Here is an 18,418-nt window from a genome sequence, read left to right on the forward strand (position 1 = left end):
ACCAGATATGGGAGTGATCAGGGGTAAATTCAGGGACTTTTTCCCTGAAAATTAGGTAATTGACCCCCTCAAAATCGGTAAAACCCCACACCCCACACCCCACACCCTACACCCTGCCCCTAGGAAAAACTTTTTGCCGCAGACCCTATTTATTCTCCCAACACCCCACACCCCACACCCCACACCCCACACGCTACACCCCACACCCCACACCCCACACCCTGTCCCCAAGAAAAACTTTTTGCCGCAGACCCTAGTTAGCGTCCGAGGGCGTGTAATCCGTTAATAATTTCGGCACAGCGCTCGGTAACTGCCTGTAAAGCTTCTCTTTTGTTAGAAATCGGTGGCGGCAGCACTTCCCCGATGCGAATAGTTAAGGGGATACTATGGGGAAAAGAAGAACCTTTTTGAAAAATCTTTTCTGTCCCCCACAAACTGACCGGTAACAGGGGAACTCCCGCTTTAGCGGCAATCATCGCCGCGCCTAGTTTTGGTTGATGGATCAATCCGTCCTCGGTGCGCGTTCCCTCCAGAAACAATCCCACTGCCCAGCCCGCCGCTAATGCTCCCATCGCCGCCCGAATTGCCCCCCGATCACCACTGCCGCGTTTGACGGGATAGGCCCCATAAAGAGCGATCGCCTGTTTTAAAATCGGGATGGTAAATAATTCTTCTTTAGCCATATAAGCTACGGGACGGCGCACGGCACAGGATAATAGGGGTGGATCGAAGTAACTGGCGTGATTGCAGACGATAATCAGAGGATGACGCCGGGGGACATTTTCCACTCCGTAAACGCGACCGCGAAAATAGCCGTGTAGGGTTGGGCTAACGATCGACCATTTAAAGAGATGATATAAAACTAAACTGGCAAAAGGTTCTCGCTCTTGAGGCTGGTTCATGACTGACAATTGTTCCCTAGACATGGAAAAGCCCTCGGGAGTCTTGCCGTGTTTCGACCCCAAGGACTTTGCTTTCTTCTCACTCCTCACACAATTAAAATATATAGCAATTTATGGGTTAGGGAAAGGTTAAGCGTGCCGCTTTCTTAACTGGCATAATTACTTAGCTAGGGTTGAGAGCGGCAAAAGGATTAGCAAGATGTGTCCGACTAAATCCTGTTTAAAAAGTATAGGAAAGTCGAGAGGGGTCAGTGGGGAGCGGTCTAGCAGCAAGCGGGGAGAAACAATCCATAACTTGGGAGTTAATCGCACTATTAAAAACGGATTTGGTGTAATTAATTTTGCTTTATTGAAAAAAAGTTGGGTTAAAATATAAAGGCCAAATCTAGTCAGAAAAAGAGAATTTTTATGGAAAAACAGGTAAATTGTGCTGTAGATTGCCTAAATGGTTGTATTTTAGGCGATAAATGCCCCAATCAAGCTCATGCCGCTCAAGCAGCCAAATTCATTGCCGAAACTTCTTTGGAAAAGATGCTAGAAATGGCAGAAGCCGCTAGACTAAAAAAACTGACGCAACCGACCCAATGGATTATTCCCGATGATTTCTAGGGTTTGCCCGGGGAACGGGGAACGGGGGTTAGTTCGCACCTTGCCGACAAAATTGGCTACAGTTCCCCTGGGGTGCGGGGTAATACGGCTCGGTTAAGCCTAAAACTCTGGTTGAGACTGCATGGGAGCGGGGAGCGGCTATGGCCAGAAATCTTAAGAAAATCTTTAATTAGAGCTTGCTGAATAAATCTAATACTAAATCCGGTTATTAAAGACTGATTATTTATTCCCCCTTTTGCATGAGTGCCTGTCCTCATCAGTAGCTTATACTCAACGGATTTAGTATCAAAACCTTGTTGGATAAGACTTTTAGACTTTTTGTCAATCAAAAAGTACTGGCCCTGGGAGTGAGCGGGGGGAAAATTCAGGTACTTTTTCCCTGAAAATTAGGTAGGGTTGGCTGAATAAATCTAAAAACCTTGTTGGGTAAGACTTTTAGACTTTTTGTCAATCAAAAAGTACCCGGCATGGGAGTGATCAGGGGGAAAATTCCGGGACTTTTTCCCTGAAAATTAGGTAATTGGTCACCTCAAAACTGGTAAAACCCCACACCCCCCACCCCACACCCCACACCCGGCCCCCAGGAAAAACTTTTTGGCGCCCACCCTAGGTAATTGACCACCTGAAAATGGGTCAAACCCGACACCCCACACCCTGCCCCCACAAAAAACTTTTTGCCGCAAACCCTATTTATTCTCCCTTCTCCCCTCTCCCTTCTCCCCTTTCCCCTTTCCCTTCTCTGCAATAATTACTCGCAGCCAGAAGTCCATTGGGCTAATATCATACTTTGTGCTTTTTGTCAAAAAAACTTTTTTTTTGCAATAAAACTACACAAAAAAAAGATCATCGTTGCCCGTGAAATTGACTGATTTACCCGTCTTAATTAGGATCACCCTGTAGGTGTGGCAAGGGTTTCAACCATTGCTACCCAAAAAAGCACAGAATAACCCATTATGAAATTCTATCAAATCGCTGTCACCATTGTAACATCGTTGTTAAATAAAAATCTTTCTCAATTAATTCTTAAGAATTTGTAAATATTGCGGAATGTTAATTTAAATATTCTCAAGTTTTTGGAGTCAATCAATAATTTTTACTTATCTTTGTCGAACATTGGGTGAGGAGTCAGGAATCAGGAGATAGGGGGGTCACTGCTTGCGCGTTGCGGGGGGTTTTGGGGTGATAGGGTGATGAGACAGCTTCCCCACTTCCCCACTTCATAATTCATAATTCCCAATCCATCACTGATGACTGAAAACCGAGACAATTTTCTGAGGACTTTTTTTAATGGTGGAAACCGGATCGGGGTCATTTTCTTCCCTAGCCACGCGGATTAAGAGGGCGGCTAAAAAGAGACTGGCTAAACTGGAACTGCCGCCATAACTAAAGAGAGGGAAAGGTAAGCCGGTAGTGGGTAAAGAACCAGTGGCCACACCGATATTTAACAGGGATTGACCGATTAAAATTACCATCGCCCCGATCGCCACTAATTTTTTGATGCGATGACGACATTTAACCGCCACGATCAGGGCGAGAGTAGCGTAGAGAAATAGCATGATTAACAGTAAAATACCGCCAATAAAACCAAATTCCTCGCCAAAGACAGCGAAAATAAAATCCGTATCTGGGAAGGGTAGATAAAATAATTTTTGTTGGGATAAACCGTAACCGCTGCCGGTGGTTCCGCCAGAACCGATCGCCAGTAAACTCTGCACTAATTGATAACCATCACCCCGGGGATCCTGCCAGGGGTTTAAGAAAGACAAAATCCGTTTTCTCTGGTATTCGCGGAAAGTAACACTAACCACGGCCATAGTTACACCCAGTAAAGCGGTGCTGGTCATGTAGGATAAAGGCAGACCGGAGGCAAGAGCGATCAGCCAGAGAGTTATACCACACAGAGCAGTGGTACTCAAGTTAGGTTGTAAGAGGATGCCCGCTAGAATTAGCCCAAAAATAGCGATCCAAGTTAACCGTTGATTGACATTTAAACGCGGCCAACCACCGAAAACCGCCGCCCCTTGCAGGACGAGAAACGGTTTCATAAATTCCGACGGTTGCAAGAGAATCGGCCCGATTTTAATCCAACGGGTGGCACCGTTGATATTAGTTCCCAAACCGGGGATAAGAGTGATCAAAATTAATCCTAAAACTAATAAAATCATCCAGGGTGCGATTTTGAGGAGTTTCTCGATCGGCAATCGCACCAGGAAATTAAAGCCAATTAAGCCAATCCAAAGCCAGATTAATTGGCGGATAAAATAGTATAGTCCGTTATCAAAGCGACTGTCAGCCAGAGCGTAGGAAGCGGAAAAAAGCACCACTAACCCGACTAACAGCCACAAAAAAGTCATCCAGCGCAATAATCGCGCTTCGGCTGACCAGTTTTTCACATCGGGGTCAAAAATAGGAATAATGTATTGCCACACGGAGATTTTCGAGAAGAAGTATCTTGTACAGATTAACCGAAAAGACTAGGCTCGATCGCAGTTTGTTCCACTATCCGACGGCGACATGACCGATTAAACCGACATTTTCACCGTGCCATTCTAGGGTATCACCGATCGCCTGACCGTCGTGATAGGCAGCCAAGAGAATTTCCGCCGTTTTCCCCCAAACAATATTCCCCTGACGATCAAGGGAAATCATGCCCAGATCCCGACCATTAGTTTGGGATTCGCGCATGGATTTCTCCACGGCAGCGGCGAGGGAAAAACCATCGGTGACGCGAATAACCACCTTAGCGGCTAAACACTCATCGATAATATCTTCCCCGACCCCCGTACAGCTTACTCCCGCCCATGGATTCGCATAATTGCCGGCCGGCATGGCACTGTCACTAACGCGACCGATTCTTTCTAATCCCTTCCCTCCGGTAGAAGTTCCGGCGGCGATGTCTCCTTGCTGATCAAGAGCCACTACCCCGATAGTTCCCCGTTGCGCTGACGAATCGGCGAATAAACGGGCCATTTTACGGTTAAAATTCGTCTTTCTTTCCTCCATCCATTCTTGAATCCGATAATCGGTGAGGGGATCATAGAGGGGAATTTGTAATTCTCGGGCCAGATCTGCAGCTCCAATTTCCGAGAGAATGCGATCCTCTTGACTTTGGAGAAATTGAGCCAGGCTAATGGGATTCTGTACCCGCGAGACGTTAATGACACCGCTTAAACGCTGGTGACGACCATCCATCAAGGCTGCACTCATTCGCACCTGACCGTCCGATTGCACCACCGAACCGGTCCCGGCATTAAATCGCGGTTCATCCTCCAGTAACATACATCCTTTCGTCACCGCCTCCACAGCACTAGCACCATTGTCAAGGAGGTTGTAAATATTCTTAACAATCCCCCGGAGAGAATCGCGGACTGATTCTAAACCACCTTTGTCCTCTAGGGAACTCGCTCCCCCATGAATAATTAACTTCGGATTTACTTTGGTCATTATTGTCCCAATATCACATTACCGATCGGATCTAAACTATCACGTTATCGCTACTCCGCTTCTCCAGTGCCGTCTTAACCGGTAAGTAGGGTTTGCGGCAAAAAGTTTTTCGTGGGGACAGGGTGCGGGGTGTGGGGTGTGGGGTGTGGGGTGTGGGGTTTTACCCATTTTCAGGGGTTCAATTACCTAATTTTCAGGGAAAAAGTCCAGGGATTTTGCCCCGATCACTCCCAGATCCGGTACTTTTTGATTGACAAAAGATCTAAAAGTGTTACCCAACAAGGTTTTCAGATTTATTCAGCCAACCCTAATTACTCACCGTTCGCTCCTTTCTGGAAGCGAGAATTTGCTCAATTGTCTCAAATACAGTCTAGCCAACACATTGACCGTTCTCACCGAAATTTATCAGTACATAAAGACTATTTTGAGGTTAACGAATTGATTGGGGATTTGAGTGGGTAAGTGCCAATCGACTCCCTCAAAGCCTAATCATCAGCGATCCTTAAAAAGAGGGCGAACGAGGGGACTCGAACCCCCGAGTGGTGGAACCACAATCCACTGCCTTAACCACTTGGCTACGCTCGCCGTACAACTATCTACTATACCAGAAAACGAATCGTTGACAACAGGTTTTTTATCCTAATTCGGGCTATGGTTAGGGTAAGTGAGTGATGATTTGAGAGCTTATGAAATTGGCGCGGTTAGGGGGAATGGTGGTAGGAGTGGTTTTAGGGGGAATTGCGGGGATATTGCTGACAACTAACCCCAATCGTCAAGATTACGAACAATACGCTTCCCAGAGGTTAACTAGCTATCTTAAGGATAATGTCTGCGCTCGGGCGCAAGCTTCCATCGAGGTGCAGGCTCTCTTGCGGGGTTACTGTAAAATGTTGGTGGATACGGGTCATCCTTTTTTACAAGAAGCGATCGCCACTAACACCACTAGAAAGAATTTTGTCATTTTCAGCGTTTATCAAACGGAATTATGGTTCCCTCCCCCTTTACCTAGTTATCACTTCAGCACCGTCGGTTTTTTGAATAAATTATACATCTACGAAGCTTTAGAACTGTAGTCAGGCAATGGAAATTTTCCGAGAGTAAATCCTGATGGTAGTGATTTTATTGTAGTGGTGATAGCTGAAATTATTAAAGCCGAAACAGAAAGAGCAGGAAGATTTATTATCGCCTGTTCTCGACAAGGAAAACCTATCGGCGGAAGAAATGCTTGATGAATATAAAGCACAACAATCTTGTGAACGAGGATTTAGATTCATTAAAGACCCCTTATTTCTAGCAGATAGTGTCTTGGTGAAAACCCCAAAAAGGATAGAAACAATGGTTTTTTTTAATGGGAATATGCTTATTAGTATATAGTCTGGGACAAAGAATGTTAAGAGGGGAACTACAAAGGAAAGGTGGAAAAGTCAAAAATAAACTTGGTAAAGCCACAGATAAACCAACTTTAAGATGGATATTTCAGATTTTACAGGGGATTCATTTAGTCAAGATTAATGCTCAAAGCCACATCAGTAATTTAACTGAGGAGATTCTTGATATTCTTGAATATTTTTCGATTTATTGCCAAAATTACTACCAAGTAAGTTGAGAATCAAATTGAGCAAATTCAGTTTAAGTCAATCCCAGAAAAAACTTTTTCCCCGAAAAGTGTCCAATAAATTAGGTCACTTTAGTTTAACCATGTCTAACTTGAGCGATCCTTGCTTCTGTCAAATTATTCTTGGTGAAGTCAGATGTAAAAATTCTCTAATCTCAACAAATTTTGTCGGTTCAATCAGTTTTTCTTGGTGGCGTTATTGCGACTTAATCATAAAGTGCGGAATGTGGGTTTTAATCTCTAGTGATATCCAATCCTGTAAGGTGCGTTACATTTCATTAACGCACCTTATTCCTGTTTTGAATGCAGTTCCAAATTTTCAGTTGTTAAAAAGTATTTGTCAAATGATGATGAACTTTAACGAATCAAAGTAATAGTAATTCCCAGAGATAAACTGGTCCATACTTTATCTGCTGTTAACACAGGTAAATTCAAGCGTTTACCTAAAGCAAGACAAGCACGATCTCCTAAGGATAATCCTGCACTTTTAGTTAAAACTCGAAATTTAGCTATAGTTATAGCATCTTCCTCATTGCAAGCAATAATTTCTAGACTATTTTGTAATAATCCTTCATCTCTCAATCGTTTAATAATTTCCTCTGGGGATTCTCCTAAGTCAACAATTTTCGATAATACCTCTACCCAATTAATAATACTGATATAACACCCATTAATCAAGGCATTTTCTACAATTTCTGCTCCTAGTTCATCTCTAAGATAAGCTAAAAAGGCAGAAGCATCTAACACATATTTATTCACTTAAATACTCCTGTCTGCGTTCTTGAATAAGTTCATCTACTAAATTTCTATCAGGTGATTTATTTTTTAATAAACCTCTTAATTTTTTAACTTGATTTTTGAGACTAACTAATTGCAGTGTTCCATTATCTTCCAGAGTTAAAATTAATCTATCTCCAGATTCTAAATTAAGAATTTGTTGGATTTCTTGCGGTAAAGTTAAACGTCCTTCTGGTTCAATATCAAGTATGTATTGTTGAGAAAGTGATGAATTAGCAACTGTCATAACTTTATATTTCCTTGTTTTATACCTATTTCTAGTTTAGCAAAAATTCTCAAAGTTAATCCTGTAGGGTGCGTTAAGGAAATGTAACACAAACAGTAAGTTTTGGAAAGACTCAAGCTCTAATCACAGTAATTCTATATTGATTTTCCGTCACTACCACCTCAGTGGATAACCTTTCTTCCATTGGTAAGGCATTTTTCCGCCTATCAAAGATAAATAACCAACCAAAATCTAAACCCAAACGCCCTAAATAAGATTCTAATTGTTCAATTCCGTCAGCTTGGGGATCGCGTTTTTTATCCCGCCATACTTTTAATTCAATCCCTAAAATTACATCTTTATACTGCAAACATAAATCCATTCTATCGCTACCAATTGCATATTCCCTTTCTAAAACTCCCCCACCATTAACCACACGATGTAAAAAAGCCATTAATACTATATGTGGAGCGATTTCATGATAACCAGTGCTACCTAATAATGGTTCTCCATGTTGTCGCCAAAATTTGAGAAATGCTGTTAATAAAGCAGCTATATTTAATTCACCCTCTGGGGTTAACCAAGTTGGTGCAATCATGGGTAAAGATGCCATTGGTGTCACAGTTAACACCCTGGGTAACACTTCCCTATAAATGGGATTAGCAATAGTTAAACCTCCATAGGGGTGCATTTTACATAATCCTAAATCAATGACAAATTGAATATCATCATTAGGTATATTCCCTAATTCTAAACCGGCTAACATCGGTTCAATAATGGCTTTAATTCTTGGTTCTCTTAAACGTTCTGCTAAACTATCTAAGTGAGTATCCTGACGAGCAATTAATATTTCTTTGGCTTGTAAAATATGTTCTTTAGTAATAGTAATACTTCTATCTTTCACCATTTTTTCTACAATTTCTTTAGCTAAAGCATTGACTAGCCAAGGTTGTCCTTGAGTTAAATAAAATGCTGTTTCTATTGCTTCAGGTGTGAAAATTTGTCCTGTTGCTGCTGTATGCTGTTGATATAATTCTCCCACTTCTGCAAGATTAAAATTTCGCATAGTCAGAGAAGCAACTTTTATATTAAAAGGACTGGATGTATTTAATCTGTCACTACCTCCCGATGCTACTTTATAATCTCGCACATCTCGTAAACCAATTAATCCTACTGATGAGGGAAAATTTTCTGGACGATTAGGAAAACCATCTCTTAACTGTCGTAAAACTGATATTAATGTTTGGTCTTGTAAAGAGTCAATTTCATCTATAAATAATACTATGGGACGATTGATAGCTTTTGCCCAATCTGATAAAAAAGCCTTGATTCTGCTTCCTGCTTCTTCCTGTTGCCATTCTTTTACAGGTGGTTGCAATTCTTTAGGTAAGCGGATATTTATTGTATTATACCATGCCCCTAAAATTGCCAATTCTGCGGCAGTAGGATCATGATTAAATGCACTTCCTACTTCCACTGATACCATGACTGCGGCATAATTTCCTGTAGCAGTAAGTTGTTTTGCTAGGGCTAACATTGCGGTGGTTTTCCCCGTTTGTCGTGGTGCGTGAAGGACAAAGTAACTACGTTGTTGAATTAAATCCTCTAAATCTGGTAATCGCACTGTGGGAGAGAGCATATAGTGGATATCGTCCTTACAGGGACCAGCAATATTAAACCAGCGAGTCATAGAATTTTATTATTTAGTGGACATTTTAATTTTAGATGATTTTGGTGTGGTTTGTGAGGGCAGGAAGGAAGAGGTGATGATCGGCAATACTTTGTTATGCTTGATTATGATCAATTATTGTTATATAAGGGAATAATGCGCTGATTTTACGTTTGCTAATGGGTAGTGATACTAAATCTGGTTATTAAAAGTGGCATTTAATAAACCTCTTGCATAATTAATTTTTGAGGCTTCAAAAACGGCAAAAACAAGGATTAAATTACATAAAATCTGTAAATAGACCGTTTAATTGATTATTATTCATTCTTAATTCTCCTGACTCCTGACGACCGGCTACTGACTCCTAACCCTAACAACAATTTTTGATTTTTACAAGAGGTCTAATATACAAGACTTTGATTGTTGATAGCTTACTGGTATAATACTGGAGCGCATTGATATGGTTAACTTCCAGTACCATCGTTACCGAAACCCGATCGAACGATGGTGACAGGAGATCAGTTAATGATCAAAATTGAAAATCTTAAGCTAATTGTCAAAAATTATGGCCGCTGAAATTATTTGTGTAGGAACGGAATTATTATTAGGGGATATAGTTAATACTAACGCCCAATATTTAGCCCTAGAATTGGCAAAATTAGGCATTCCCCATTATTATCAAACGGTGGTGGGGGATAATGTAGAAAGACTGAAAAAAGCGATCGCTATTGCCCGAGAACGTTCCTCAATTTTAATTTTTACTGGCGGACTCGGACCGACTCCCGACGATTTAACCACAGAAACAATCGCCGATTTTTTCCAAACGCCCCTCAGGGAAGATCAGGAGATTTTAGCAGAAATCGAGGCTAAATTTACGAGTTTAGGGCGAGAAATGCCTCCTAGTAACAGTAAACAGGCTTTAATACCCATGGGAGCCGATTTTTTGCCAAATCCGACGGGAACCGCCCCTGGCATGATCTGGCAAGCAGAGGCTAACGTGACTATTCTCACTTTCCCCGGAGTACCCTCAGAAATGAAGAGAATGTGGGTAGAAACGGCGATTCCTTACCTAGAAAGTCAAGGATGGGGCAAAGAGAGGATTTATAGTCGTTACCTCAAATTTCGCGGTATCGGTGAGTCAGCTTTAGCGGAAAAAGTTGCCCATTTATTTGATCTGACTAATCCCACCGTTGCCCCCTATGCTAGTTTAGGCGAAGTGCGTTTGCGAATTGCGACCAAAGCCCCTTCTTTAGAGGCTGCTTTGCAGGTAATTGAACCGGTAGCGACGGAAATTAAGGAAATCGCCGGATTAGATTATTTTGGGGCTGATGATGATACTTTACCTGCGGTGGTGGGGGAACTTTTGCGGCGGCAAAAACAAACTTTGAGTGTGGCAGAATCCTGTACTGGAGGGGGATTAGGGGAAATTATCACCCAAATCGCCGGCAGTTCCGATTATTTTGGGGGTGGGGTTATTTCCTACGATAATCGGGTAAAAGTTGCCCTCTTAGACGTAAATGAAGGGGATTTAAATAATTTCGGGGCTGTCAGTGCCATTATTGCCCAACAGATGGCGCTAGGGGTGCAAAAACGCCTCGCTACGGATTGGGGGATCAGTATCACGGGTATTGCCGGACCAGGAGGAGGCAGTGAGACAAAACCCGTGGGCCTAGTTTATATCGGTTTAGCCAGTCCTGAGGGAAATGTTACCGTATCAGAGCATCGTTTCGGAGAAAATCGAGATCGCTTGACAATTCGCCAGATTAGTGCTTATACCGCCCTTGATCGCCTACGCCGGAATTTATTAACAATATCTTAAAAAAGAATTGCCAAGAATATATACTCAGACTAAAAAGTTATGTTAAGCTTAATATAAATACAAGATATAGATTCCCCCGCTCGTCAGATTTAACAGCCAAACGATGAAAATTAGTTAAAATTCTCTAGAATCAAGCTGTTGCGGGGATCAATCGACGAAAACTCATAGCTAGTATCTCAAAGGAGCCATTTGGTCAATGGACTATTTAGATGAAGTGATAGACAAGTTGAGAGAATGGGCGCGCAAACTGATTGAGAGTGTTTTTGGTCCGGAACCCGAACCCGAACCCGAACTAATCCCGATCCCCGTGCGCGATCACAGTCGATAAAGCCACCGGTAAAACAGAATATTGCGATAATATCAGTGCAAACTTACTATGAGTCTGCACTTGATTTTTAGGTGAAGCCAAGTCTAGCTTAGAGCAGGCTGAATAAATCTAAAATTTAGACTTTTTGGAAATCAAAAAGTACCAGATATGGGAGTAAGCGGGGGTAAAATTCAGGTAATTTTTTCCTAAAAATTAGGTAGGGTTTGCTGAATAAATCTAAAAACCTTGTTAGATAAGGCTTTTAGACTTTTTTCCCTCAAAAAGTGTTGACCATTGGAGTGATCCGGGGTAAAATCCCTGGACTTTTTCCCTGAAAATTAGGTAACTGACTACCTCAAAATCGGTAAAACCCCACACCCCACACCCCACACCCCACACCCTGCCCCCACGAGCAACTTTTTGCCGTAAACCCTAGCTTAATTTGGTGACGATTTGATTATTTAGTAACAATTCTTGACTGAGTAAATCTTCCACATTAATCCGCAGAAAACACTGATCATCAATCCAGAACTGCACTTTAATGCGATCTTTACCCCGAAAACCTAAAGGATCGAGTTTAGCGATCGATCGGGCCCCCTCGCGATCATTTAAGGGTTGGACGCTAGTTTCTCCATTACCGAGGGAACGAGTAATTAATTTATCACCATCAAAATAGACCTCGATCGCCCCCCTTTCTGTGCCCAATTCGCCGATAATTAATTCAATGCTAGGTTGATTGTCCACGGAAGCACCTAGGACTAATTCCACGGGTTTTTCCATGGGATAGGGTTGTCCAGAGTTAATAATCGGATGCCAAGCGTGGGCATTTTGGCGACGATTCCAGTAACGAATCCCGTAGCTATGATAGAGAAAATCTTTGACTTGATAACCTTGGGCTAATTGTAACGCTCCCAAAGCGATCGCTTCAAAGGGTCGATCCTCTTTAATTTTACTACTATCAAAATACTGTCGCACCCAATCTTTTACCGCCGGAATTTGGACGGTTCCCCCGACTAATAACACCGCATCGATATCGCTAACTTCAACTCCATTGCGTCTTCCCTGTTGCAAAACTCCCGTCATTAAATCATCTAATTGATGAAAAAAGTTTTGTTGTTGGAGAATATCGGTCAATTGTTCTCGATCCAAGCTTAACTCGTAACTCTCGAAATTTTCCTCATCAAAATATACCTCCTCGGCGGTTAATTGGGAAGAAAGTTTAATTTTTAATCTTTCTGCTAGACGAGTAGTCAGGGAAGTTTTCGCTAAAGATTGCTTTTGGGCAAAATAATCGACAATCCAATCGTCGATATCTGACCCCCCTAAATTTGTCCCCGCCTTGGCTAAAACTCTCGCTAGTTTAGTTTTTTGGGCAGAATTATTGCCTAAAAGTTTTTCTCCCCACTTGAGAATAAAACCTTGATTTTTTTGAGGATTATCTAAATCTAATTGTACCAAAGAAAGATCGAGGGTGCCACCGCCAAAATCTACCACTAAAATCACTTGATCCCCAGTGGTTCCATAACCCAAAGCGGCGGCCGTGGGTTCATCAATTAGTCGAATTTGTTCGATTTCCCACCCCTGACAAACATTGCTTAACCAATTGCGGTAACTTTCAAAACTATCGACGGGGACGGTTAAAACTAGAGATTGGGGGGTTTCCAGGGTGGTGTTTTTTAAGTGGTCGATGATGCTATCGAGAAACCATTGGCCAACTCCCTCGAAACTGAGGACAGTTTCCTCTAATTCCGGTAAAAATCCTTGAATTTTTGCCCCGATACCTCGTTTAAAGCGACGAAAAAAACGCGGATCTCGATCGCTATCTAAACCCCGATCCCGTACCGCTTGACCGGCAATTACTTGCAGGGGATTGGCTGATTTAATATAGAGTAAACTGGGAATTAGGGGGGGATTGTCGACTATTTGTTGGGATAACTCCGATAATTTGACGGTTTCGGCCCTATTTGTCGCCCCATTCCAACGAGTAATGACGGTATTACTGGTTCCGAAATCAATAGCGTAGAACACGATCGATGGTTTTTAGGTAAATTTAGTTAAGTATTGGCTATTGTAACCTGTTATTTATTGAACCCGCCCGATCGAGGTGGAAGTTTCCCCAAAAAATCGGGAATTTGTTCAGCGCAAGCTAAAGAAGTCTGAGCAAAAACTTGACAAATAATCTTTAATAGTATACATGAGTTGCACCTGATCAAAGGATTATGTTACCAGTTACTACCTCACCCGAAACCCTCTCCTTAGAAATTCCTAGCGCGATCGCTCTCTCTATCACCCTTGAACAGTTTGAAGCCCTTGCTGTGGTCAACCGGGACTTAAAATTAGAACGTACAGCCCAAGGAGAATTAATCGTGAATCCCCCGACAGGTGGCGAATCAGGACAGCGAAATTTTCGTATAACAGGACAATTGTTTCGCTGGTGCGAAGAAAATGAAGCTTTAGGAGTCGGGTTTGACTCTTCCACCGGATTTATACTGCCAAATGGGGCGATTCGTTCTCCCGATCTATCTTGGGTGAGTCGAGAACGCTGGGAATCTTTAACCCCTAAGCAGAAAAAAGGATTTATTCCCCTCTGTCCCGATTTTGTGGTCGAATTGCGGTCTGAATCGGATAGTCTTGACAAATTACAGAAAAAACTGCTCGAATATAGGGAAAATGGGGCAAGGTTAGGCTGGTTAATCGATCCTCAGAATCGGCAAGTTGAAATTTATCGTCAAGGAAAGGAAGTGGAGATCTTAGAAAATCCCACTGATTTGTCGGGTGAAGATGTTTTACCCAATTTTAGCTTAAATTTAAAGCTCTGATGTTTTCAGGAGTAATCCTGCGATATTAGACTTCTGGCAGAAGTCAGGCAAGAGGCAACAGGCAAGAGGCAACAGTGGTAAGAATCGCCGATTGCTCTATTATATTTCTAGGTCATCATCAAATGAGCATCGAAAAGTCTTTAGTCTCGTCAGGTAAAAGTCTTTATCAAGAAGATTTCTACGGATGGTTACAAGAAACCGCTAATTTACTCAAAGAACATCGTTTTGAAAAATTAGACTTAGAAAATTTAATCGAAGAAATTGAAACGATGGGCAGGAGTGAAAAACGAGAACTAGAAAGTCGCTTAACCATCATTGCCGAACATTTGCTTAAATTGACTTACTGGCTAACTGAAAAGGAAGCAAATGCTCAAGGGTGGCGCAGCACAATTGTTGAACAACGCCGACAAGTTCAACGCTTATTAAGAGAGAGTCCAAGTCTGAGAAGATTGATTCCTGAAATCTGGATAGATTGTTATCAAGCGGCCAGAGAAGATACTTTCAGAAAATATCAACTTGCTGCTGATTTATTCCCGATTGAATCTCCCTTCACCCTTGCAGAAATCCTTGATTATGACTATCTTCCTTAAAAATGAATTCGGTATTTTATCGATGAATACAATGCCTAACAAAGCCCAGCTTTAAACGGCAATCACTACCTCTGATTTACCAAATCAAAGTAAGATTTAAACTAAATTCTGGCAGCATATTTTCCCCCGATAAACTCTCTGGATTAGTTAAAATTTCTACTGCCTGTCCTTGACGATAAATTTCTACTTCTCTAGTTTTTCTATTGATTAACCAACCTAAACGAGTCCCATTATCTAAATATTCCTGCATTTTTTTCCTAGCGGTTTCTAGGCTATCACTAGGAGACATTAATTCAATGACAAAATCGGGAGATAGAGGTAAAAACCTTTCCTTTTGTTGTGGGGTTAAAGCTTGCCATTTTTCTAAAGGTATCCAAGCAGCATCGGGAGAGCGATCGGCCCCATTCGGTAGTTTAAATCCTGTGGAAGAATCAAAAACTACACCTAATTTATGTAGGTTATTCCATAACCATAATTGGGCAGTGATTCCGGCGTTAGAATTACCAGTTTCTCCTCCAGTTGGTGGCATAATAATTAAATCTCCTTTTGCGTTGCGTTCCAAACGTAAATCTCGGTTATCCTGACAAAGTTGAAAGAACTGTTCATCGCTGAGTTGCCAAGATTCAAATTTAATTTCTACTACTGTCATCATGTTTAGATTCTCTTTTATAGGATTATATAATTACCAAATACTATCAAGTTCTAAGACAAATTGAGATAAAATATTTTCCCCCGATAAACTTTCTGGATTAGTTAAAATTTCTACTGCCTGTCCTTGACGATAAATTTCTACTTCTCTAGTTTTTCTGTTGATTAACCAACCTAAACGAGTTCCATTATCTAAATATTCCTGCATTTTTTTCCTAGCAGTTTCTATGTTGTCATTAGGAGACATTAATTCAATGACAAAATCGGGAGATAGAGGTAAAAACCTTTCCTTTTGTTGTGGGGTTAAAGCTTGCCATTTTTCTAAGGGTATCCAAGCAGCATCGGGAGAGCGATCGGCCCCATTCGGTAGTTTAAATCCTGTGGAAGAATCAAAAGCGATACCCGTACCATTGTTATCTGACCAATTAAATAATTGTTGGGTGATTCTACCGTTACTATTGCCCGTTTTTCCTCCAGTCGGTGGCATAATAATTAAATCTCCTTTCGCGCTGCGTTCCAAACGTAAATCTCGGTTATCCTGACACAGTTGAAAGAATTGTTCATCGCTGAGTTGCCAAGATTCAAATTTAATTTCTACTACTGTCATCATAGATTCTCTTTTATAGGATCATAGAATTACCAAATATTATCAAGTTCTAAGACAAATTGAGATAAAATATTTTCCCCAGATAAACTCTCTGGATTAGTTAAAATTTCTACTGCCTGTCCTTGACGATAAATTTCTACTTCTCTAATTTTTCTATTGATTAACCAACCTAAACGAGTCCCATTATCTAAATATTCCTGCATTTTTTTCCTAGCAGTTTCTAGGCTATCACTAGGAGACATTAATTCAATGACAAAATCGGGAGATAGAGGTAAAAATCTTTCCTTTTGTTGTGGGGTTAAAGCTTGCCATTTTTCTAAAGGTATCCAAGCAGCATCGGGAGAGCGATCGGCCCCATTCGGTAGTTTAAATCCTCCAGAAGAATCAAAAACCACACCTAATTTATGTAGGTTATTCCATAACCATAATTGGGCAGTGATTCCAGCGTTAGAATTGCTGGTTTCTCCTCCAGTCGGTGGCATAATAATTAAATCTCCTTTTGCGCTCCGTTCCAAACGTAAATCTCGGTTATCCTGACAAAGTTGAAAGAACTGTTCATCGTTGAGTTGCCAAGATTCAAATTTAACTTCTACTGTCATTATTATCCCTAGCCTACTCTCGTCTAAAATTCATGGTAACGCCCTAGGGCAAGAGATGTTCTTGGATGAAATTAGTATAAACATCTCCGGCTAAAAAGGCGGGAGTTTCCAATATTTTACGATGGAAATCAATAGTCGTCGGTACTCCCGTGATCGCACATTCCCGCAGGGCGCGTTTCATGCGTTTAATCGCAGTTTCGCGATTTTCTCCCCAGACAATTAATTTCCCAATTAGGGAATCGTAATAGGGGGGGATTTCGTAATCGGTGTAAACGTGGGAATCCATGCGGACACCAGGACCACCGGGGGGCAGATAACCGCTAATTTTGCCGGGGTGAGGGCGAAAATTGTGATCGGGATCCTCGGCATTAATGCGACACTCGATCGAATGCCCTCTAAATATCACCTGATCTTGCTTAATTTGCAGTTTTTCGCCCTGTGCCACCAGAATTTGTTCTCGGATCAGGTCTATCCCCGTGATCATCTCCGTGACGGGGTGTTCCACCTGAATACGGGTGTTCATTTCCATGAAGTAAAAATTGCCCTGTTTATCGACTAAAAATTCCACAGTTCCCACCCCGACGTAATTAATCGATTTAGCGGCTTTAACGGCGGCATTACCCATTTTTGAGCGTAAATGGGGCGTTAAGAAGGGGCTGGGTGCCTCTTCTAGCAGTTTTTGGTGTCGTCGCTGAATCGAACAGTCTCTTTCTCCTAAATGGATCACGTTACCGTGACTATCGGCCAAAATCTGAAACTCGATATGTCGGGGACATTCGATAAATTTTTCTAGATATACTCCTGAATTGCCAAAAGCCGCTTCTGCTTCCCCTTGGGCGGCTTTTAACATATTACCTAGTTCATCTGCACTCTTGACAAGACGCATCCCACGCCCTCCACCGCCGGCGGTGGCTTTGATCAGGACAGGATAACCGATGTCATCAGCGATACGTTTTGCTTCCGCTTCTGAGGTAATTAAACCACCACTGCCGGGGATAGTGGGAACTCCCGCTTTTTGCATGGTTTTTTTAGCGGTAGATTTATCCCCCATAGCCAGAATAGCACTGGGAGACGGACCGATAAAAGTTAACTGATGATCGGCACAAATTTCGGCAAAGCGGGCGTTTTCTGCCAAAAAACCGTAACCGGGATGGATCGCCGTGGCGTTGCGTGTTAGGGCAGCCGAGATGATATTAGGGATATTTAGGTAACTTTTGCTACTTGGGGGCGGACCAATACAAACACTCTCATCGGCCAGTTGAACGTGAAGGGCATGGCGATCGATGGTAGAGTGGACGGCAACGGTTCTAATGCCCAATTCTTCGCAACTATGAAGGATTCTTAAGGCGATTTCCCCGCGATTGGCGATTAATATCTTGGCAAACTGCATTGGACGACCACGAGATCAGGCTGGTGTGATAGGCGACTATTTAGTAGAATATCTGGTTTTGTTACCTTGGGGAAATCGGGTTGGGGAAGTGGGGTGTGGGGTGTAGGGTGTGGGGTGTAGGGTGTGGGGTGTAGGGTGTGGGGTGTAGGGTGTGGGGTGTAGGGTGTGGGGTGTGGGGTGTAGGGTGTATGGTGTAGGGTGTGGGGTGTAGGGTGTAGGGTGTAGGGAGTACGTGTATGGTCTCAGGCCCCTTCCTCATGGCACACGGTATTAGTCATAGCCTGCGGACTGGGGGCTACACCCCACACCCCACACCCCACACCCTACCCCCTACACCCTACACCCCACACCCTACACCCCACCCCCTACACCCCACACCCCACACCCTACCCCCCAC

The 18,418-nt window shown here is 42.4% G+C and carries 17 protein-coding genes, 1 tRNA gene and 1 pseudogene; 7 read left to right on the forward strand and 12 right to left on the reverse strand.

Features of this window, described 5'->3' with window-relative positions; all coding sequences use genetic code 11:
- Positions 1 to 257: 257 nt before the first annotated feature.
- A complete protein-coding gene (locus O9295_RS08590) occupies positions 258 to 926 on the reverse strand; it encodes a lysophospholipid acyltransferase family protein (RefSeq protein WP_002798183.1) in 669 nt (222 codons plus the stop codon).
- A 384-nt stretch (positions 927 to 1,310) separates the two neighbouring features.
- Between O9295_RS08590 and O9295_RS08595 the strand changes: the two genes are divergently transcribed.
- A complete protein-coding gene (locus O9295_RS08595; RefSeq protein WP_079210206.1) occupies positions 1,311 to 1,511 on the forward strand; it encodes a hypothetical protein in 201 nt (66 codons plus the stop codon).
- 1,241 nt (positions 1,512 to 2,752) lie between these two features.
- On the opposite strand, the gene O9295_RS08600 is transcribed toward O9295_RS08595, so the two are convergent.
- From O9295_RS08600 to O9295_RS08610, 3 genes are all read right to left on the reverse strand, one after another.
- Positions 2,753 to 3,940, reverse strand: coding sequence for an FtsW/RodA/SpoVE family cell cycle protein (locus O9295_RS08600; protein ID WP_147070847.1), 1,188 nt, complete (start codon positions 3,938 to 3,940; stop codon positions 2,753 to 2,755).
- Between the two features lie 70 nt (positions 3,941 to 4,010).
- Positions 4,011 to 4,955 carry an isoaspartyl peptidase/L-asparaginase gene (locus tag O9295_RS08605; protein ID WP_002757342.1) on the reverse strand — a complete coding sequence of 315 codons (945 nt, stop codon included), beginning with the start codon at positions 4,953 to 4,955 and terminating at the stop codon, positions 4,011 to 4,013.
- A 512-nt stretch (positions 4,956 to 5,467) separates the two neighbouring features.
- Positions 5,468 to 5,540: transfer RNA gene (locus O9295_RS08610), tRNA-His, on the reverse strand.
- 101 nt (positions 5,541 to 5,641) lie between these two features.
- Here O9295_RS08610 and O9295_RS08615 point away from each other — a divergent pair.
- Positions 5,642 to 6,028 carry a DUF4359 domain-containing protein gene (locus tag O9295_RS08615; RefSeq protein ID WP_061431943.1) on the forward strand — a complete coding sequence of 129 codons (387 nt, stop codon included), beginning with the start codon at positions 5,642 to 5,644 and terminating at the stop codon, positions 6,026 to 6,028.
- A 63-nt stretch (positions 6,029 to 6,091) separates the two neighbouring features.
- A pseudogene (locus O9295_RS27780) lies at positions 6,092 to 6,561 on the forward strand (IS1634 family transposase); the annotation flags it as partial.
- Between the two features lie 366 nt (positions 6,562 to 6,927).
- Here O9295_RS27780 and O9295_RS08625 read toward each other — a convergent pair.
- From O9295_RS08625 to O9295_RS08635, 3 genes are all read right to left on the reverse strand, one after another.
- Complete coding sequence (locus tag O9295_RS08625) at positions 6,928 to 7,329, reverse strand: type II toxin-antitoxin system VapC family toxin (RefSeq protein WP_147070850.1); 402 nt, start codon at positions 7,327 to 7,329, stop codon at positions 6,928 to 6,930.
- Positions 7,322 to 7,594, reverse strand: a complete 273-nt coding sequence (locus O9295_RS08630; protein WP_002790479.1) for an AbrB/MazE/SpoVT family DNA-binding domain-containing protein — start codon at positions 7,592 to 7,594, stop codon at positions 7,322 to 7,324. The genes O9295_RS08625 and O9295_RS08630 overlap by 8 nt, the downstream gene beginning before the upstream one ends.
- 112 nt (positions 7,595 to 7,706) lie before the next feature.
- Positions 7,707 to 9,263 (reverse strand): AAA-like domain-containing protein, encoded by a 1,557-nt coding sequence (locus tag O9295_RS08635; protein ID WP_288032678.1) that lies wholly within the window; start codon positions 9,261 to 9,263, stop codon positions 7,707 to 7,709.
- A gap of 544 nt (positions 9,264 to 9,807) precedes the next feature.
- Between O9295_RS08635 and O9295_RS08640 the strand changes: the two genes are divergently transcribed.
- Together O9295_RS08640 and O9295_RS08645 are read left to right on the forward strand one after the other, a co-directional pair.
- A complete protein-coding gene (locus O9295_RS08640) occupies positions 9,808 to 11,061 on the forward strand; it encodes a competence/damage-inducible protein A (RefSeq protein ID WP_147070854.1) in 1,254 nt (417 codons plus the stop codon).
- A gap of 196 nt (positions 11,062 to 11,257) precedes the next feature.
- A complete protein-coding gene (locus tag O9295_RS08645; protein WP_002757361.1) occupies positions 11,258 to 11,389 on the forward strand; it encodes a hypothetical protein in 132 nt (43 codons plus the stop codon).
- A gap of 411 nt (positions 11,390 to 11,800) precedes the next feature.
- On the opposite strand, the gene O9295_RS08650 is transcribed toward O9295_RS08645, so the two are convergent.
- Complete coding sequence (locus tag O9295_RS08650) at positions 11,801 to 13,396, reverse strand: Hsp70 family protein (RefSeq protein WP_288032679.1); 1,596 nt, start codon at positions 13,394 to 13,396, stop codon at positions 11,801 to 11,803.
- Positions 13,397 to 13,587: 191 nt separating this feature from the next.
- Here O9295_RS08650 and O9295_RS08655 point away from each other — a divergent pair, with 191 nt between their 5' ends.
- A complete protein-coding gene (locus tag O9295_RS08655) occupies positions 13,588 to 14,187 on the forward strand; it encodes a Uma2 family endonuclease (protein ID WP_288032680.1) in 600 nt (199 codons plus the stop codon).
- A 122-nt stretch (positions 14,188 to 14,309) separates the two neighbouring features.
- Entirely contained in the window at positions 14,310 to 14,777 is a 468-nt protein-coding gene (locus tag O9295_RS08660) for a DUF29 domain-containing protein (protein ID WP_190721435.1), read from the forward strand.
- A 76-nt stretch (positions 14,778 to 14,853) separates the two neighbouring features.
- Here O9295_RS08660 and O9295_RS08665 read toward each other — a convergent pair whose 3' ends face one another.
- The 4 genes from O9295_RS08665 to accC are packed head-to-tail and all read right to left on the reverse strand — an operon-like array spanning position 14,854 to position 18,021.
- Positions 14,854 to 15,429 carry a Uma2 family endonuclease gene (locus tag O9295_RS08665; protein WP_288032681.1) on the reverse strand — a complete coding sequence of 192 codons (576 nt, stop codon included), beginning with the start codon at positions 15,427 to 15,429 and terminating at the stop codon, positions 14,854 to 14,856.
- A gap of 30 nt (positions 15,430 to 15,459) precedes the next feature.
- Positions 15,460 to 16,035: a Uma2 family endonuclease gene (locus O9295_RS08670; protein ID WP_288032682.1), complete on the reverse strand. Its 576-nt coding sequence runs from the start codon at positions 16,033 to 16,035 to the stop codon at positions 15,460 to 15,462.
- A gap of 26 nt (positions 16,036 to 16,061) precedes the next feature.
- Entirely contained in the window at positions 16,062 to 16,631 is a 570-nt protein-coding gene (locus O9295_RS08675; RefSeq protein WP_288032683.1) for a Uma2 family endonuclease, read from the reverse strand.
- 43 nt (positions 16,632 to 16,674) lie between these two features.
- Positions 16,675 to 18,021 carry an acetyl-CoA carboxylase biotin carboxylase subunit gene (gene accC / locus O9295_RS08680; RefSeq protein ID WP_002751149.1) on the reverse strand — a complete coding sequence of 449 codons (1,347 nt, stop codon included), beginning with the start codon at positions 18,019 to 18,021 and terminating at the stop codon, positions 16,675 to 16,677.
- Positions 18,022 to 18,418: the final 397 nt, after the last annotated feature.

This window comes from Microcystis sp. LE18-22.4A, from assembly GCF_027531105.1.
GTDB classification, from domain to species: domain Bacteria; phylum Cyanobacteriota; class Cyanobacteriia; order Cyanobacteriales; family Microcystaceae; genus Microcystis; species Microcystis aeruginosa.

Coding starts and splice junctions, on each gene's coding strand:
- O9295_RS08635 (WP_288032678.1), bottom strand. CDS start 9,263: ATGACTCGCTGGTTTAATATTGCTGGTCCCTGTAAGGACGATATCCAC.
- accC (WP_002751149.1), bottom strand. CDS start 18,021: ATGCAGTTTGCCAAGATATTAATCGCCAATCGCGGGGAAATCGCCTTA.
- O9295_RS08590 (WP_002798183.1), bottom strand. CDS start 926: ATGTCTAGGGAACAATTGTCAGTCATGAACCAGCCTCAAGAGCGAGAA.
- O9295_RS08675 (WP_288032683.1), bottom strand. CDS start 16,631: ATGACAGTAGAAGTTAAATTTGAATCTTGGCAACTCAACGATGAACAG.
- O9295_RS08630 (WP_002790479.1), bottom strand. CDS start 7,594: ATGACAGTTGCTAATTCATCACTTTCTCAACAATACATACTTGATATT.
- O9295_RS08655 (WP_288032680.1), top strand. CDS start 13,588: ATGTTACCAGTTACTACCTCACCCGAAACCCTCTCCTTAGAAATTCCT.
- O9295_RS08645 (WP_002757361.1), top strand. CDS start 11,258: ATGGACTATTTAGATGAAGTGATAGACAAGTTGAGAGAATGGGCGCGC.
- O9295_RS08640 (WP_147070854.1), top strand. CDS start 9,808: ATGGCCGCTGAAATTATTTGTGTAGGAACGGAATTATTATTAGGGGAT.
- O9295_RS08595 (WP_079210206.1), top strand. CDS start 1,311: ATGGAAAAACAGGTAAATTGTGCTGTAGATTGCCTAAATGGTTGTATT.
- O9295_RS08605 (WP_002757342.1), bottom strand. CDS start 4,955: ATGACCAAAGTAAATCCGAAGTTAATTATTCATGGGGGAGCGAGTTCC.
- O9295_RS08615 (WP_061431943.1), top strand. CDS start 5,642: ATGAAATTGGCGCGGTTAGGGGGAATGGTGGTAGGAGTGGTTTTAGGG.
- O9295_RS08660 (WP_190721435.1), top strand. CDS start 14,310: ATGAGCATCGAAAAGTCTTTAGTCTCGTCAGGTAAAAGTCTTTATCAA.
- O9295_RS08670 (WP_288032682.1), bottom strand. CDS start 16,035: ATGATGACAGTAGTAGAAATTAAATTTGAATCTTGGCAACTCAGCGAT.
- O9295_RS08665 (WP_288032681.1), bottom strand. CDS start 15,429: ATGATGACAGTAGTAGAAATTAAATTTGAATCTTGGCAACTCAGCGAT.